Source organism: Mucilaginibacter puniceus (genome assembly GCF_054783175.1).
In genome coordinates, this window is record NZ_BAAGRB010000002.1 from 1163093 (window position 1) to 1181447 (window position 18355).

At 40.3% G+C, this 18355-nt stretch carries 8 protein-coding genes; 6 read left to right on the plus strand and 2 right to left on the minus strand.

Translation table 11 applies throughout. The features are described from left to right. Positions 1–64: 64 nt before the first annotated feature. The 5 genes from ACYVJ6_RS12260 (at position 65) to ACYVJ6_RS12280 (ending at position 15537) form a co-directional block, all read left to right on the plus strand. Positions 65–586, plus strand: coding sequence for a hypothetical protein (locus tag ACYVJ6_RS12260; RefSeq protein ID WP_460694354.1), 522 nt, complete (start codon positions 65–67; stop codon positions 584–586). A gap of 219 nt (positions 587–805) precedes the next feature. Then, positions 806–5119, plus strand: a complete 4314-nt coding sequence (locus ACYVJ6_RS12265) for a T9SS type A sorting domain-containing protein (RefSeq protein WP_460694355.1) — start codon at positions 806–808, stop codon at positions 5117–5119. A gap of 238 nt (positions 5120–5357) precedes the next feature. After that, complete coding sequence (locus ACYVJ6_RS12270) at positions 5358–10757, plus strand: NHL domain-containing protein (protein ID WP_460694356.1); 5400 nt, start codon at positions 5358–5360, stop codon at positions 10755–10757. 226 nt (positions 10758–10983) lie between these two features. Beyond that, positions 10984–15288: a beta strand repeat-containing protein gene (locus ACYVJ6_RS12275; protein WP_460694357.1), complete on the plus strand. Its 4305-nt coding sequence runs from the start codon at positions 10984–10986 to the stop codon at positions 15286–15288. Between the two features lie 18 nt (positions 15289–15306). Next, positions 15307–15537, plus strand: coding sequence for a hypothetical protein (locus tag ACYVJ6_RS12280; RefSeq protein ID WP_460694358.1), 231 nt, complete (start codon positions 15307–15309; stop codon positions 15535–15537). Between the two features lie 60 nt (positions 15538–15597). Here ACYVJ6_RS12280 and ACYVJ6_RS12285 read toward each other — a convergent pair whose 3' ends face one another. Then, on the minus strand, positions 15598–16293 hold the full coding sequence (locus ACYVJ6_RS12285) for a DUF4136 domain-containing protein (protein ID WP_460694359.1): 696 nt from the start codon (positions 16291–16293) through the stop codon (positions 15598–15600). A 137-nt stretch (positions 16294–16430) separates the two neighbouring features. Further along, positions 16431–17705 carry a phosphoribosylamine--glycine ligase gene (gene purD, locus ACYVJ6_RS12290; protein ID WP_460694360.1) on the minus strand — a complete coding sequence of 425 codons (1275 nt, stop codon included), beginning with the start codon at positions 17703–17705 and terminating at the stop codon, positions 16431–16433. Between the two features lie 41 nt (positions 17706–17746). Between purD and ACYVJ6_RS12295 the strand changes: the two genes are divergently transcribed. Next, the gene (locus ACYVJ6_RS12295) at positions 17747–18349 is read left to right on the plus strand and encodes a hypothetical protein (protein WP_460694361.1); all 603 of its coding nucleotides are present in this window, start codon (positions 17747–17749) and stop codon (positions 18347–18349) included. Positions 18350–18355: the final 6 nt, after the last annotated feature.

Genomic DNA, 18355 nt, shown 5'->3' on the forward strand with positions numbered 1-18355 from the left:
TATTACTGCTGTATTTATTTTCATAGTTGCAGACAAAAACCCCAAAAAAACCGTTATTAATAGCATGAAAAACTTTACATACCTAACCATTTTTGTTGCTTTTATCTTTGCATCTAAAACAACAACTGCACAAACACACCCATCAATTAATACAACAAACTCCTATCAAATTGCCGTGGGGCTAAAATTTGGAGGCTATGAAAACGGTATATCAGGCAAATACTTCTTCCAGGAAAATACTGCTCTTGAAGCAATTATTGGTTTCCGCAATAACCATGGGGTGGTATTAACCGGCTTATATGAAATACACCAGGAAGCATTTAATGTACCTGCCTTGAAATTTTATTATGGCTTTGGCGCGCATATTGGCGGCGTTGGCAGCGGCACATACCGCAGATTTAATGGAGATACCCAGGTGTACACTAAAAACCAAATATTGCTGGGTGCCGATGGCGTTATCGGCCTTGAATATAAAATACCCAACGCCCCCATCGCCGTTAGTTTAGATTTGAATCCGCGTATTGAATTGGCAACAGGCCCTTTTATGGATATTGCACCGGGTTTAGGTATTAAGTATACTTTTTGATAACGGCTCGCTTTTTGCTATATAAGCATATAACAAACGGCATTTTGTTGTGTTGTATTAGGTATGCTATAATTAGTATAGTGCTAAAGTATGGGCAATTATTTCTACACAAAGAGTAATTTTAACCTAATTTTATGCAACAACTATATAACTGCCTGTTACGTATATAGATTGATTATATTTATAGCGTATTAATTTTTTAATTAAACACATATTACCTTGAAATATCTTTTACAATTAATATTTTCCATTACTTTATTATTAGGCGGTTTACTGGGCAGTGAAAACTCATTTGCGCAAACCGTAACTTTTAATTCGCAAACTACCAACCTTTATTCGGGTACCATAACCGGTTATTCCAGTAATAATGTAGCTGTATACGGATTTAGCCTAACAGTAACCGGTGCACCCGAAACCATTGGAACAGTTAATATAAAAAATGCCGCAAATAATGTAGATCTTTCGACCATCTTTAATAACGGCAGGCTGTATAGTACATCCACATCGGGCTATAACGCGGGCAATCCGGGTACCGCGGTAGGCACGGTAACTTTTAGTGCCGGCCTGGTAACCATTAGCAGCATGAACGAAAGTATTGCCGCGGGCGAAACAAGATACTATTACCTGGTAGTTGATTGTATTTCAACAACAAATACCCAATTTCAACCCGCTGTACAGTATGGGCAATCGCCGGTTGGAATAATTAGCAGCGGTGGCACCAACTATAACAATAACAATAATGGCTATGAAAATTATTACCAGGTTGCTGCCGGAACACCACCGCCAATTGTTTTAAATAATTTAACAACCGGACTTGAACTTACCAGTTCAACACTAATTCCAGGGCAAACAGGTGTAGCTGTTTTTGGTTTTAGCGTACAGACAAACGGCGTAAACCGAACTTTTAACAAGTTTAATATAAATAGTAATTCTACTGTACTTTCGTCCTACATAGCCAGTGCTACTTTATACCGAAGCACTAATAACTCATACACAGCAGGTGCCGAAACCCAAATAGCAACAACAAATACCATTGGTACACAATACATTAATTTTACTTTCAGCGACCAAACCATAAATAGTGGTAGCACCAGGTATTATTTTGTTGTAATTACGTTAAAAAGCAGTTTCCCTGATGCTGATAATATACAGTTTAATTTTACCGACGGGCAATCAACACCTGCTCTACAACGTACCACCCCTAATCAGGATTATAATGATTTTAATGTACTGGGCAATACTTATAGTTTAAACGCATCGCGCTTAACAGTTACTTCACAGCAAACAGGCGTTTCGGGTAGTACCATTACAGCCAATCAAACTGATGTAGCCTTATTTGGCTTCGGTATACAATCAACTAACGCTATCACTATTAGTGAAATTAATATCAATAGTAGTAATGCTAACGCCGAAGATTATTTTGGTAATGGTAAATTGTATTATAGCACCAATAATTCTTACACCGCCGGTGCCGAAACCCTTGCGGGTACGGTAGTATTTAATGGCAGCTATGCTACTGTCACCTTAACCGCGCAAAATACATTTACAGCCAATCAAACGCGGTATTATTTTTTAGTGGCTGATAATGTTGGCGGGGCCGCGTCAGCTACCATCGCGTTTAATTTTATAAGCGGGCAGGCAGAGGACGCTATTGTTCAAAGTGCCCCCTTTGCTTCATCATACAATACCTTTGCTATATCAGGTAATACGTTTAATTTACCCGCTCCTACTATTTTTGTAACAGGTGCCAATAATGTATCTAACGGTATTACCCAGGGTATTTTAGCATTTGGGCAAACCAATATTGTATTATTCGGGTTTGGGGTAGAAGGCTTTGGGTCTACACAAACCTTTACACAATTTAATATAAAAACCTCGGGACAGGAGAACCAATATTTTTCAAATGGCCGCCTTTACCGCTCAACTACCAATGTATTTCCGGGCGGATCACCTTTATATAGTGGCTCGGCGGTTAGTATTGGTGGGGGCGGATATGTAGTGTGTACCGTAAATGAAACCCTTACACCGGGTACCACCTATTATTACTGGCTTGTTGCCGACTATACGGTTAATACCGGGCCCCCAAACGCAGCATATACCTTTGGTTTCCAAAGCGGGCAGGGACAATTGGCGTTTACGCCCACGCCTTATTCAACTGCCTATAATACTTATAATGTTACAGGGCAGGCATTTAATATAGCTACTACTTTAGATTGGGTTGGCGGCAACAGCAGCAGCTTTACCGACGCTAATAATTTTAAAACATTAAATAATAGTAATGGCACCGTGCCTATTAGTACAACTGTAGTACGTATTGGCGGCAGGGCCTACACTAATGCTCCTGTAATAGCTGCAAATACAACCATAGGTGGGATAACATTTGGGACTGTGGTAGCGTCGCCTGCGTTAACAGTAAATTCAGGCTTTACTTTAACTCTAAATAATGCTTTAAACGTTCTTTCAGATGCTAATGGCACCATTGCTGGTCCCGGAGCAGTGACCTTAGCGGCGACAGCTATTTCAAACGTTAACGATAATGCAATATTAAACGTTAACGGTGCAGGTACACTGAATAACGGCGGCACTTTTACTATGGCTTCCACATCTATATTAAATGTTACCGGTAATGCAACAGTTGCTAATACAGGTACATTTACTTTACAATCTGATGGCAACGGATCTGCCACGATTGGCCCCGTTACAGGTACCATTACAGGTAATTATAATGTTGAGCGTTACATAACCGGCGGCCAATCCTGGAGCAGAGGCTATCGCTTATTATCATCGCCGGTATCTGTAGCAAGTAATAACTTGATATGGCCTAATTTAACCTTTATACACGCCAAAACCTATACCACTGGGACGGGTGGTGCTACCAACGGCTTTGATGCAGTGGGTAATCCAAATATGTATTTATATCGGGAAAATAAAGCACCCGATTTTTCAACCTTTATCTCGGGTAATAGCCGTGGTATAGCTAAGATAAATAACACGCCTGCATACAATTTTAATGTTGATGGCGATGGTACCGGTTTTAACATTCGTGCCGGTAATGGCCTGCTGCTATTTTTTAGGGGCGACAGGACCACAACTACCGACCCAACTAATACTTCAACCATTGCCCAGCCAACAACCTTTACCCAAACCGGTTATTTAAACCAGGGGAATGTTGTAGTACGTAATTGGTTTACGCCAGGTTCAATCAATTTGTCATACACAACAGCAACACCTACCAGCGTACGAGGTTTTAACCTGGTTGGTAACCCGTATGCCAGCGCCATCAACTGGAATGCTATCACCGGCACTTCCATAAGTAATACTATTTGGATATATAATCCCAAACTAAAAGTTTATGCCACTTATATTAAAAATGGGGTAGGTACTAATTTAAATGGCAGTCCGGGTAATATTATTCCAAGCGGACAAGGTTTTTATGTTAGGGCTACAGCTACCAATGCGGCTTTAACTTTTACCGAAGCGCATAAAGTAAATACACAAACACCGCAAAGTGGTTTATTATTAGCAACTGCTGCCCCGACTGATTTGAAATATATGCGTTTGAAAATATTTAAAGACAGTTTAAATCAAGATGAATCAGTAATATTATTTAATGATACTGCCTCTGTAAATTTTTCAGCAAATGAAGATGCGGAATATTTATCGGGCGTTAGTCAAACTAATCTCTCTACACAATCAGCTGATAAGGCTGCCCTGGCTATTAACCAGCTCCCTTTCCCGGTTAAAAGCCAAATTGTTCCTTTAAACGTTACCGTTCCGGCTGATGGCAGCTACAAATTGGAAGTGCCCGAAGTTCAAAACATACCACAGTTATATGAAGTTTGGTTATTAGACGCTTTCCGTAAGGATTCGCTAAACATTAAAAGTACTAATCCTACCTATAGTTTTAATGCAGTTTTAAATGACACCACCACCTTTAAAAACCGGTTTAGTGTGGTAATTAGGATAGATGGCAAATACGCCTATCAGCTGTTAGATTTTTCTGCCGTGAAACAGGTAACATCGGTTAAGGTTGCCTGGGTAGCTGCTAACGAATCAAACAATACTTTCTTTACTGTTGAGCGAAGTACTGATGGGATTAATTATACCACCATAGGTACTTTACGATCTAACAGCCAAAGTAATTATGAGTTTATTGATAATACACCTGTTTTAAATAGTAAAAGCTTTTACCGCTTAAGACAGGAAGATTTTAGGGGTACAATAACCTACTCTACAGCTATACCAATTAATTTTTTAAGCGGAAGCAATGTTACAGAAGCACTTATAAGCTTATACCCAAATCCATCAAGCACTACCATTAATATAACTATTGACAAGGTAGACCCTGATGTAACGCCACAATACACCATTACTATTACAGGAAGTTCGGGCACAACGCTTAATAAAGTATCTATTTCGCAAAACAGCTGGCAAGGCGATATTAGTAAATTATCGCCGGGCACTTATTATGTGCAGGTTATTAATGAATCAAACAAAAAAGTAATAGGCAAAACCAGGTTTATTAAATTATAAATAATTTTTTCACTTATTTAGTATCTTAGTGCATCTAATGCTCTAAGATATATATACGGGTTGCGCATTAACATCTTCCTATAATATTTCCTTCAAATTATGTGATAGCTTATCAACTAATATATCACAAAGCTAATTTGTTGAATATTAATTAATAACACCCTTTAACTGAGGTAATTTTTACACGCTTTTGTGCTGTAATAGTTATTAATTGTATTTTTGAATTATATATTTTATAGTGAAGAGACCCTTTAGATATTGCGTATTTACAGCTATAGCAATTTTATTAGTTGGCGGCAATTTATTTGCACAGGCACCCGATATTAGTTACACTACACCGCAAACTTTTTATACAGGTGTAAATATAGGTAGTAGTTTAGCGCCTGTAAACACAGGCGGTGCAATGTCTGGTAGTGTTGATTACGAGGTTTCAACCTTTGCGGGGAGTGGTACTGCAGGTTCAACCAATGCAACCGGTACTGCTGCAAAATTTAACAAACCACAGGGCATGACTTTTGACGCTGCGGGCAATATGTATGTTGCCGATGCAACAAATAACGCTATACGTAAAATAACCCCTGCCGGTGTGGTAACCACCTTAGCTACCGGGTTGACCGGTGCTGCAGACGTAACCATTGATGCTACCGATACTTATTTATATGTAGCTTGTTTTGGTGATCACCGTATTAGAAAAGTGAAGGTTAGTGATGGTACAGTTACCATATTTGCAGGTAGCGGTTCTGCCGGTACAACAAATAATACAGGTACATCAGCAAAGTTTAATGGGCCATCAGGCATCGTTTATAATAATGTAGACGGAAATTTATACGTATGTGATTATAATAGCGACCGGGTAAGAAAAGTAACTATGGGTGCCGTAGTAACTACTTTTACTACATCCGGCATGAATGGCCCCAGTGGAATAGTGGCAGATGCGACAGGCAATTTATATGTGGCTAACACACTTAACAATAATATAAGAAAAGTAACCCTTAGCCCTGTAGCAGCAAGCACATTTGCAGGTGGTTCAAGTTCAACACCAGGTTCAACTGATGCCAACGGTACTACCGCAAGATTTAATGGCCCAAGGGGTATTGCCATTGATGCCGCCGGAAATTTATACGTTGATGACAGTGGCAACTTTACCATACGTAAAATAACATCTACGGCAGACGTAACTACTGTTGTGGGTACAGGGTCATCAGGCTCCGCAGACGGTATAGGTACAGCTGCGTCTATCGATGGGCGTGGGCTAGCTGTCGCATCAACAGGAAATATTTTTTTAGCAGATTATAATAACAACAAAATAAGGCAAATTATAATTACCGGCTATACCATAACACCAACTACATTACCTGACGGCTTAAGTTTTGATAGCGCGACAGGTATTATTAGCGGCACCCCTACTGTTGAATGGCCCGCAACTAATTATACCATTACAGCACGGAATACCGCAGGTAGTTCATCGACTGTAGTTAATATTACAGTAACCCTAATACCACCGGATATTAGTTATGATACACCGCAGGCATTTGCAGTAAATGTAAATGTGGGTACAGTTGCGCCTGTAAATAATGGCGGCCCTGTACCCGCAACTACATACGCTACAGTTTCGCACTTTGCAGGCAGTACATCAAGTGCAACCGGTACTACAAACGGTACAGGCAGCGCAGCAAGGTTTAATAAACCACAGGGCATAACATTTGATGCTGCAGGAAATATGTATGTGGCAGATGCTACCAATAACTCCATTCGTAAAATTACACAGGCAGGTGTGGTCACTACACTTGCTACAGGTTTATCATCGCCCGCAGATGTAACTATAGATGCTACCGGAACTTACTTATATGTAGCTAATTTTGGCGATCACCGTATTATGCGGGTAACCATTAGCGGTGGTACGGTTACTGCTTTAGCAGGTACGGCAGGTAGCGCTAATACTACAAACGGTACAGGTACCGCGGCCAGGTTTAATGGCCCAACGGGCATAATATATAATAAGGCCGATGGCTATTTGTATGTGAGTGATTATAATACCAATCGCATCAGGAAGGTAAGTACAGCCGGCGTGGTAACAACATTAGTTTCATCGGGATTAAATGGTCCGTCAGGTATTGTGGCCGATGCAGCAGGCGTTTTATATGTGGCAAACACAGGCAGCCATAACATTAAAAAAATAACATTGGCAGGTGTGGTAACTACATTTGCCGGCACTACAGGTTCAACATCGGGCTCGACAGACGGAACAGGTACTGCAGCAAGGTTTAATGGCCCAAGAAGTATTACTATTGACGCATCAGGTAACTTTTATGTTGATGATAGCGGAAATTTTAAAATAAGAATGATAACTCCTGCTGCGGCAGTAAATACTATTATAGGCACAGGGTCGGCGGGCGCTACAGACGGTGTTGGTACGGCGGCATCAATTGACGGCCGTGGATTGGCTGTAGACCCATTAACCGGAAATCTGTTTTTAGCAGACTATAACAATAACCGTATCAGAAAAATTATTGGTACAGGCTATTTTATTGACGCGGCATTACCAACCGGTTTAAGCTTTAACAGCACAACCGGCGAGATAACGGGCACACCCACTACAACATCAACAGCAAAAGATTATACGGTATTTGGTTTTAACAATTTGGGAGGGTCATCAACCACAATTAATATTAGTGTGGGGAATGTTTTTAATTGGCGTGGCCAAACCTCTAATGATTGGTCAATAGGCAGCAACTGGGCGGGAAGCAATGTACCTGGGAGTACAGATAGGGCACAAATTGGTGTAATTACAACTGATTTTACTAACCTTCCTATCATACCTAACGGTACTACAATTGATGTAGGCTCTATAGTTTTAGGTAACAGGGGCGGATCGGCGGCGGTTATAACTGTGGACGGAACAGGTGTTTTAAATGTGTCTGGTGATATAACCGATCAAAGTGATGCTGAATCAAACCTTGGCCGTGTGGCTACTTTAACGGGTACAGGTACCATAAATGCCACTAACCTTAACGTTATTGCCAACAAAAGTATAACTGGTGTTATATATACAGAAACGATGGCCTCATCTGTAGCTAATCTTAATTTAAGTGGTAGCATATCATTAACGTCAAAATATTTTTCAAGTTCAAAAATAGCTAAAGCGGCTTTAAATATTACGGGCGGGACAATAACAGCCGGTGGTATAACTACAACCAACGACGCTAATGTTGAAAGTACATCAACAGTAACAATAGATAACGGGGCTACTTTAAATTTCACCGGTACTGAAGCTTTATCAAGCCTTTCATCATCAGGTGTAAACACATTAACACTAAATACAAACTCAACCTTAGGCTATACGGGCAGCAATGACCAGTTTATATATACAGATAATGCAATTGATGGTTTGTCTTCATCGGGCATAAGTTATCAAAATATTGCCTTTGGTGGTACCGGTATAAAAACCGCGTTGTTAGGTAATTTAAATGTGGCGGGCAACTTTACCAATACCCTTGCCAACGATGCGAGCAATTATGTAGATGTATCTGCAGTACCTGTATTATTTACCGGCACTACGCAAACTTTAGCCGGCGGCGGGGGTAATGGAACAACGCTGTATAATACAACGTTTAGCGGAGGCGGTACCAAGACCATAACCTCGGGCATGATCAATATAGCCAGTACCGGTACTTTAAACTTTAGTGGCAGCAGCACGCTGGCCGCAGGTGGCTTCTTAACTTTAAAATCAGATGCAAATGGCTCGGCAACTGTACCTGCTATTCCGTCAGGATCAAGCGTTACCGGCAATGTTAATGTTGAACGCTATATATCAGGCGGGCAGTCATATAGCCGGGGTTACCGGTTATTGTCATCTCCTGTATCAGTATCAAGCAGTAATTTAATATGGCCCAATTTAACTTTCATCCATAATAAAACTTATACAACCGGCACCGGTGGCGCAACCAATGGTTTTGATGCGGTAGGTAATCCAAATATGTATTTATATCGCGAAAATAAGGCTCCTGATTTTTCAAGTTTTATTTCGGGCAATAGCAGGGGCGTGGCTAAAATAAATAATGCTTTGGCTTACAATTTTAATATTGATGGTGATGCCGGCACTTTTAATATACGTGCAGGTAATGGCTTATTGCTGTTTTTTAGGGGTGATAGGGCTACTACTACCAGCCCAACCAATACTTCATCAATTGCTACCACTACTACCTTTACACAAACCGGATATTTAAACCAGGGCGACATTACCGTAAAAAATTGGTTTACCCCCGGCTCCTCCAACTTGTCATATACAGCAGGTACGCCGGTTAGTGTACGCGGTTTTAACCTGGTGGGTAACCCTTATGCCAGTTCAATTGACTGGGATAACGCTGTTAACGGTGGAACTGATATAACTAATACCGTTTGGATATATAACCCAACTTTAAAAACCTATGCCACCTATATTGCGGGCACCAGTGGTATAGGTACCAATTTTAATGGTGCTGATGCTAATATTATACCAAGCGGACAAGGTTTTTATGTAAAGGCTACCAGTACTTTAGCCGCTTTAACCTTTACCGAGGCTCATAAAGTAAGTACTCAAGTGCCTGCGGCCAGTTTATTGCTGGCTGCCGCGCCTGTACCCCCAGCAGCAGATCCACAATATCTGCGTTTACAATTGGTGCAAGACAATTTAAATAAAGATGAAGCCCTGTTGTTTTTTAAAGATAGTACATCGGCTGATTTTGTGGTAAACGAGGATGCCGAATATTTAAGAGGTAATAACCAAGTAGTTATTTCAACCCAGGCCGCTAATAATTTTGCATTGGCCATTAACCAATTACCATTGCCTGCAAAAGGTCAAACTCAAAATATTCCAATAAATGTGATAGTTCCAGCTAATGGATCGTATCAAATTTCGGCTTCTGAAATTAAAAATATACCTGTTTTATACGACATCTGGTTAATGGATGCCTACATGCAAGACTCGGTAGATTTGAGGGCTAATACAACTTATAATTTTAACGCTGTTACAACCGATACTACCACCTTTAAACATAGGTTTAGTGTGGTTATCAGGCAAGACCCCGGTGCTGTTTACAATTTGTTGAGCTTTAAAGCCATAAAAGTATCAAATGCTGTTCAGGTAGACTGGATAACGGAAAACGAGTCAACCGTTACTAAATTTACTATTGAAAGGAGTGTTGATAACGGCGTAATTTATTTCCCCATTGGCAATTTAACCTCTACCGGTGTTGGCAATTATACGTTTATTGATCAATCGCCGGTATTAAACGCAAGGAATATTTATCGCTTAAAACAGGAAGATGTTAATGGAAACATTACCTATTCTAAAGGTATCTCAATCAATTTTTCGTTAGGCAGTAATAATACCGCCAATGCTCCTATAAAACTATATCCCAATCCATCAAGTTCAATAATTAACGTAATTATCCCGCAAATTTCACCAACCGCCAGTACAATCCCTTTGTACACTATTACTATTGTTGGTAACGCGGGCAGGGTATATAAAAGTGTATCTATTTCACAATCAAGCTGGCAGGGTGATATCAGCGAATTATTACAGGGTATATACTATATCCAGGTGACTGATGGATACAATAAAAAATTAGTTGGAAGTACCCGGTTTATTAAATTATAACTTTTTATAAGTAATTTAATGGCATTAAAGTTGTATTCTTACCTACAATTACGCATCTCCCTATTGTATTAATTATAAAAACCTTTGGTTTGTTATACACGTAATAAGCCAATATGGTTAAAATATTGCTTATTAATTAACAACACCCCAATATTGAGGCAATATTTCTACACTTTTTGGTTGTGAATATTATTAATTAATATTTTTGTATTATATTATCCTTATTTTGAAGATACTGATCAAACCCCTATTAATTGCCGTTGCATTAATTACATTAATTTACGGCAAGCTATTAGCACAGCCTAATATTAGCTATGCCAATTCACCGGCTAACATACGAACCACCATTGCAATAAACACAGCGCCCAACCCTTCCCTTAATGTAACTAATTCTGGCGGGGCTGTTGTTACAACTTTAGGTTATAGCAGTACAGCATCACAACCTTTAACAGGCGGCTCATTTAACAACCCGTACCGCGGGGCTGTTGATGCGGCAGGTAATATCTATATATGTAATTTTAACAACAATACCATTTCAAAGTTTACGTCAGCCGGTGCAGTAATATCTAATAATTATACCAGCGGCGGCACGCTGGCGGGCCCGTCAAAAATAGCTTTCGACTCATCGGGTAATATGTGGGTTTTAAATGCTAACGCTACATTACTCAAGTATGATTCAGGCGGTACATTTGTATCCACCACAACACTTACGGTGGGTGGCACCACCAAAGGAATGTGCATTGATGCATCAGATAATATGTATATCACCAGCTATGGTACAACAGATTATATAGTTAAGGTAACATCGGCACTGGTACAAAGCACTTTAGTAACCGGTGGTAATTTAAATGACCCGGTTGGCATTGATAATAGTGGCGTAAATTTATATATATTAAACAGGGCCGGTTCAAATGTTACTATATATAATACTTCAGGTTCGGTAGTAAGGGCAAGCCATATACAAACTTTAGGCACAACGCCCGAAGGTTTGTTTGTTGATGATATTAATGGCTACACCTACGTAACCAACAACACAGCCGGCACTATAGGTATTTACACACTTGGTACAGGCAGCAATATTTCGGCTGCAGCCAGCATAACCAGCGTAAGCAATTGCAGGGGCCTTTTTGGTGATGGAAAAGGCAATATTTATGCCCCTAATTATACCGGCAATGTGGTAAATATGTACAGGCCCACCGGCAGGTATTTCAGAAACAAGGCGTTACCTACTGGTTTAAGCATGAGCAATACTACCGGGGCCGTTACGGGCACCGCAACTGTATCTACTGCCGTTACCGATTACACTATAAGTGCTTATAATGCCACAGGCGGCAGTACCACTATACTAACCTTTAATACTTTTGCACTAAAAGCCTGGGATGGCTCAAGCAGCACTGCATGGGCAACATCAGCTAACTGGACACCATCCGGTGTACCGGGAACATTTGACCAGATAAGTATTGGTGGCTCGGCTACTACATACAGTGCCAATTTACCCCTTATTACCACCACTATAAATGTATGGTCAGTAATAATGGGAACGTTTGATACTTCATCCCCAACCTCTCCAATTATTACGGTAAATGACGGTGGTGTTTTAAATGTAACCGAAGATATTACCTATCAAAGCGATGCCAACTCCGTAACAAACAATGCTTTTGTAGGCTTACTCCGAACAACTTCAGGATCGGGCACCATTAATGCCAGAAATTTAAAAGTTATAGCTAACACTACCGGCCTGGGCTCAACATACACTTCAAAGTTAAGCTCATCGGTAACCAATTTAAATCTAAGCGGAGATATTTCGCTTACAAGTACTTATGCCAGTTCCCTCGCTAACAATGCCACGTTTACCATTACTGACGGCACCGTTACTGCAACTGATCTGTTAACCAGCAATGGTGCCAATGCGGCAAGCACATCTACCCTCGCCATGACCGGGGGTACTTTAAATTTTACTGATCCTACCGCTTTAGCCGGGTTATCAGGAAGCGGTACTAATACTATATCGCTTTCTGCAGGCTCAACTATTGGCTATACGGCTAATGGCGCGCAAACTATTTATACAAATACCGCTATTACGGGTTTGCCAAGCGGCATAAGTTACCAAAATGTTGATTTTAGCGGCTCGGGTATAAAAACAGCGTCATCAGGTACCTTAAATGTAGCCGGCGATTTTACCAATAGTTTGGCTAATGATGTGAGTAATTACCTTGCCCTTACAGGATCGACTGTACAGTTTAACAGGGCGGGTGCCCAATCTTTAGTGTTGGGTGGCGGTAATGGTGTTAGTTTTAATAACTTAACTTTTAGCGGGTCGGGTATAAAAACTGTCACATCAGGTAACTTTAATGTAGCTGGTACATTTACCAATTCCCTGGCTAATGATGCCAGCAATTATCTGGACTTTACCGCAGCCACCGTTCAGTTTAATGGTGGCACACAAAGCTTAGTACTGGGCGGTGGTAATGGGGTTGATTTTAATAACGTAACTTTTACGGGTGCAAGTACCAGCACAAAAACCATAACCAGTGGTAAATTTAATGTGTTGCCAACCGGCGTATTAACCATTGCCGGCACAAATACTACATTAGCAGCCGGAAGCGGATTGCTTACTTTAGAGTCGGACGCTAATGGCTCGGCTACTGTAGCGGCTATACCATCAGGGGGTAGTATAACCGGAACGGTTAATGTGGAAAGGTATATATCAGGCGATCAGTCTTACAGTCGCGGATACAGGTTAATATCTTCGCCTGTATCAGCTGCAAGCAACAATTTGGTATGGCCAAACTTAACCTACATAAATAGCCAAATGTACACTACAGGTACCACAGGTACTGGTGGCGGTTTTGATGCTGTAGGTACCGGACCTACCATGTATTTATACCGCGAAAATATGGCGCCTAATTACACAAGTTTTATTTCGGGCAATAACAGGGCTATTAACAAAATAAATAACGGTACAGCCTATAATTTTAATGTGGATGGGGACGCAGGTACTTTTACCATTCCGGCCGGCAATGGGTTATTATTATTTTTTAGGGGCGACAGGGCCACTACTGTAAATCCAACCAATACTTCAACAATAGCAAAACCTACCACTTTTACAGCTACCGGTTATCTAAACCAGGGCAGCATTACTGTTAAGCATTGGACCACGGGTACAAACGGCTTATTATATACGGCTGGCTCACCAACCAGTGTGCGCGGCTTTAATCTTTTAGGTAACCCATATGCCAGTTCAATTGACTGGGATTTGATGACCGGAACAACTAATGTTGGTACTACTATTTGGGTGTATAACCCAACGTTAAAAGTATTTAGTACTTACATTAGAGGTAATGGAGGTGTGGGAACTAATACCAATGGGGGTAGCGTTGCCGACATTATACCAAGCGGACAGGGGTTTTATGTTAAAACTACAGCAGCATCGCCATCCGTAACTTTTTTAGAATCGCATAAAGTTAATACACAGGTAGCGGCTGCTAATATTATGCTGGCAGCTGCCCCACCAACTACCGATTTGAAATACATACGCGTAAAACTTACCCAGGATGCTGATAACAAGGACGATGCTTTAATATTTTTTAAACCGGGAACAAGTTCTGACTATACAGTAGATGAAGATGCCGATTATTTAAGAGGGAATAATGTAGTTGCTATTTCAACCAGGGTTAATAACCGGGAAGCTTTAGCTATTAATCAAATGCCGTTGCCTGCTTATAAAGAAAACATCAACCTAAACGTTATTGTACCGGTTAATGGTACCTACCAAATTAGCGTTCCGGAAACTAATGATATGCCACCTCAATTTGATATATGGATAAAGGACTGGCTTAAAAAAGATTCGGTAAATATTAAAACCACCCCTATTTATTCTTTTGATGCAATAGCAACTGATAGTACTACCTTTAAAAGAAGGTTTAGCATTGTTATTACTACCGACCCGGGAAGTGCCTATTATCTAACAGACTTTAAAGGTCAAAGAAACGGTGGCGCGGTAACTTTAACATGGAAAACCGGAAATGAAGGCAATACTACTCAATTTACTATACAACGTAGTAATGATGATGGGCTAACTTATACTGATTTGGGTAGTTTTAAATCTAATAGTTCGGGCTCATATAGCTTTATTGATAATTCGCCGCTGTTTTTTGCAGAAAACTTGTATCGCTTAAAACAAGTGGATATATCAGGAACTATTGCTTACTCAGGAACTGTTCCTATTAGTTATTCTGTATATAATGCTGTTACTAATAATTCGATAAAAACATACCCCAACCCTGCGACATCAGTTATTAAGCTTAAAGTAACCGAGAGAAGAGATAAAAACAGTACTGCTAAAAACTATTCGGACTATACCGTAACTATAGCTGATAGCCGGGGTACTGCTATCAAAACTGTTAATACATCGCAACCAGATATATGGGAAAGCGATATCAGTAATTTTTTTCCCGGAGTTTATTTAATAAAGGTTTACAATAATAATACTAAAACTATCGTTGGGAATAGTAAATTTGTAAAGTTATAATGATTAAGATTTTTTGGCATGAAGCATAATAAGGCATTAAGTTTATTATTCACTTTTCTTTTAATAAGCATAAGCATTACTGCCTTTGGACAGGATTGTGGAGATGGGCCCGGTTTACCTGGGGTAGATGTTGATGCTGCTACAAATCAATGCCCGCTTGATACCTGGGTGATATTATTGGTTGGGGCGGCACTTATATTTACCACTTTTCAATTCTATCGTAAACAACAATTAGAAAAAGCGATTTAAGTATTTTTATAAGCATAAAAAAAGGACCAGCTATTTTTTAGTTGGTCCTTTTTTCAAATATTATGATGATCGTAAATTAGTTGGCCTTATCCTTCTATCGCCGCTGCCACCTGCCGGTGGTGCTGATGATGGTGCTAAACTTAGTTGTTTTAAAACGCCATCCACAACTTTAGGCAAATCGTCAATATCCTTTTGCGGGTCGCGGTGTACTTCGCCAACACCAAAACCACGCCAAACTACCTGCCTTGAACGGCGGTCTATCAGGTCAATAACAATAGTTCCTTCCTTATAATGCTCTTTACCTAAATTAACATCGGCATAAGCAAAAGGGGCACCATATGCATAGTAATATGGTCGATAGCCTAAGCCCCATCCGCCAAAGCCACCCCAACCAAAGCCCATACCCCATCCGGGATAACCATAACCACCCCAGCCCCAATTACTGGCGTAAACCTGACGGGTACCACGGCCAACCTGCCTTGAATAGCTGATGATGAGATCAGGATTGTCTTGTTGTAAGCGCAAACCTTTCTCAACCAATGCGGCAGTAGCCGCGTCTTTTATTTTAGCATCGGCAATAAAATTATTGCTGTTATTAGCATTATTAGCACTTCCGCCCGAGGGCATCCATGCAAATGTGCGGTAATTACTTAAATTGGTTCTGTTAAGTCCTGCCTCATAATAATTATAGGTTGTGCAGGATGATAAGCCGGATATGATCAAAACCATCATACCCCAATAAATTATTTTTTTCATAGCTTTCCCTTCAATATACTGTTAGACCATTACCTTATAAAAGGTTTAACACTCAATTAAGTTTTTACCCAAAAAAAATGCGTCTAAATTTACATAAAGACGCACATTTTAAAGTTTTATTATGATGGTATAAAAAACTATAGCAGATCAAAGCCTATATCTTTCCTAAAATACATACCATCATAGTAAATGCGGCTGGCATCGGCAGTGGCTTGCTGCAAGGCGTCGAACATATTATCCTGTAAAGAAGTTACTGCTAATACTCTACCACCGGTAGTTATAACCTCACCATTATGCAATGATGTACCGGCATGAAAAACCTGCGAATCGCGCACATTTTCAATACCGGTAATCGTTTTATTTTTTAAATATTCACCCGGGTATCCGCCTGCAACCATTACTACAGTAGCTGCTACTTTATCAGATAAGATTAACTCTTTCTCATTCAAATTGCCTTCGGCTACGCCTAATAGCAGATCAACAAAGTCTGATTGGATCCTTGGCAGTACACTCTCCGTTTCAGGGTCGCCCATGCGGCAGTTGTATTCTATCATGTAAGGGTCGCCACCGCAGTTCATCAATCCAATAAAAATAAAACCTTTATAGGGTATGCCTTCCTGTTTTAAACCCTCAATAGTTGGGATGATAATACGTTGCTCCACCTTATCCAAAAACTCGGCATTAGCAAACGGCACCGGCGAAACAGAACCCATACCACCCGTATTTAACCCGGTATCGCCCTCGCCTATGCGTTTGTAATCTTTTGCTGATGGTAATATTTTATAATTGTTGCCATCGGTCAACACAAAAACCGAAAGTTCAATACCCTGTAAAAATTGCTCAACTACAACTTTCGAGCTGGCATCGCCAAACTTAGCTTCGGTAAGCATTTCAATTAATTCCTGCTGGGCCTCCTGTACGGTTGTACATATCAGCACCCCTTTACCGGCAGCCAAACCATCGGCCTTTAATACTATGGGTAAACCAATGGTAGCCAGGTATTCAAACCCTTCCTGCAAATTATCGCGGGTAAATGTTTGTGATTTGGCAGCAGGAATATTGTGCCTGTTCATAAACTGTTTAGAGAAATCCTTGCTACCCTCTAACTGGGCTCCCTCCTGCTGTGGCCCAATAACCGGGATATGCTTCAATTGCGCATCTGCCAGGAAAAAATCATGTACACCACGTACCAACGGTTCCTCGGGGCCAACAAGCACCATGTTAATGCCATTAGCTAAAACAGCATCCTTTATCCCGCCAAAATCATTTACGCCAATATTTAGGTTGGTACCATATTGACCCGTACTCGCATTACCGGGTGCTATAAACAACTGCTGGCATTTGGGGCTTTGAGATAATTTCCAGGCGAAGGCACTTTCCCTTCCGCCCGAACCAAGGATCAGGATATTCATGCGGCAAAGATAGTCAGCCCCCTCTAAACGGCAAAGCCTTCATGAACACTATTAAAAAAGAATTATTAGTGAATAATCTCTCCCCGTTGGGGACTTTTTATAAAAGTATTTATAAACAGTATTTTTACAACATGTCAAGATTAGATAAATACCGCAAACTACCTGTTTTTAAAAAAGCTGAAGAACTATTGGAAATTGCCGAAGTTATAGCAGAAACTCTTAAAAATGACACCAAAAGTGAACACTTTGCTGGGGAAATAGTTGGAAATGCTATGCTTATACAAGTAAAAATTGCAGGTGCAGAAGGTAGTGGTTTGTACTCTTTAAAAATGCAAAACGCGGTTTTAATAAAATTTGCAGTACATGATATGTTTAATGCTGTTGCTGCATCTGCAATGATGGAAATGCACGATGAAGATTATGTTGATCTAATGCGTGAAAAAGTTGAAGAATTTAGGATAGAATTTGTAACGTGGATAAGAAATTTTGATAAAACACTTGATATACCTGATAATTGGGCCATACGCTTCGATACCAGCACACCCGAGCAAGAAAAACTAGAAGAATTAATGTTTGATGAGGATAAATTTCTGGATGATATTGATGACGATGACTTAGATGATGATGAAACTGAAAAGAATTAATCTACT

Coding starts and splice junctions, on each gene's coding strand:
- ACYVJ6_RS12260 (WP_460694354.1), top strand. CDS start 65: ATGAAAAACTTTACATACCTAACCATTTTTGTTGCTTTTATCTTTGCA.
- ACYVJ6_RS12280 (WP_460694358.1), top strand. CDS start 15,307: ATGAAGCATAATAAGGCATTAAGTTTATTATTCACTTTTCTTTTAATA.
- ACYVJ6_RS12285 (WP_460694359.1), bottom strand. CDS start 16,293: ATGAAAAAAATAATTTATTGGGGTATGATGGTTTTGATCATATCCGGC.
- purD (WP_460694360.1), bottom strand. CDS start 17,705: ATGAATATCCTGATCCTTGGTTCGGGCGGAAGGGAAAGTGCCTTCGCC.
- ACYVJ6_RS12295 (WP_460694361.1), top strand. CDS start 17,747: ATGAACACTATTAAAAAAGAATTATTAGTGAATAATCTCTCCCCGTTG.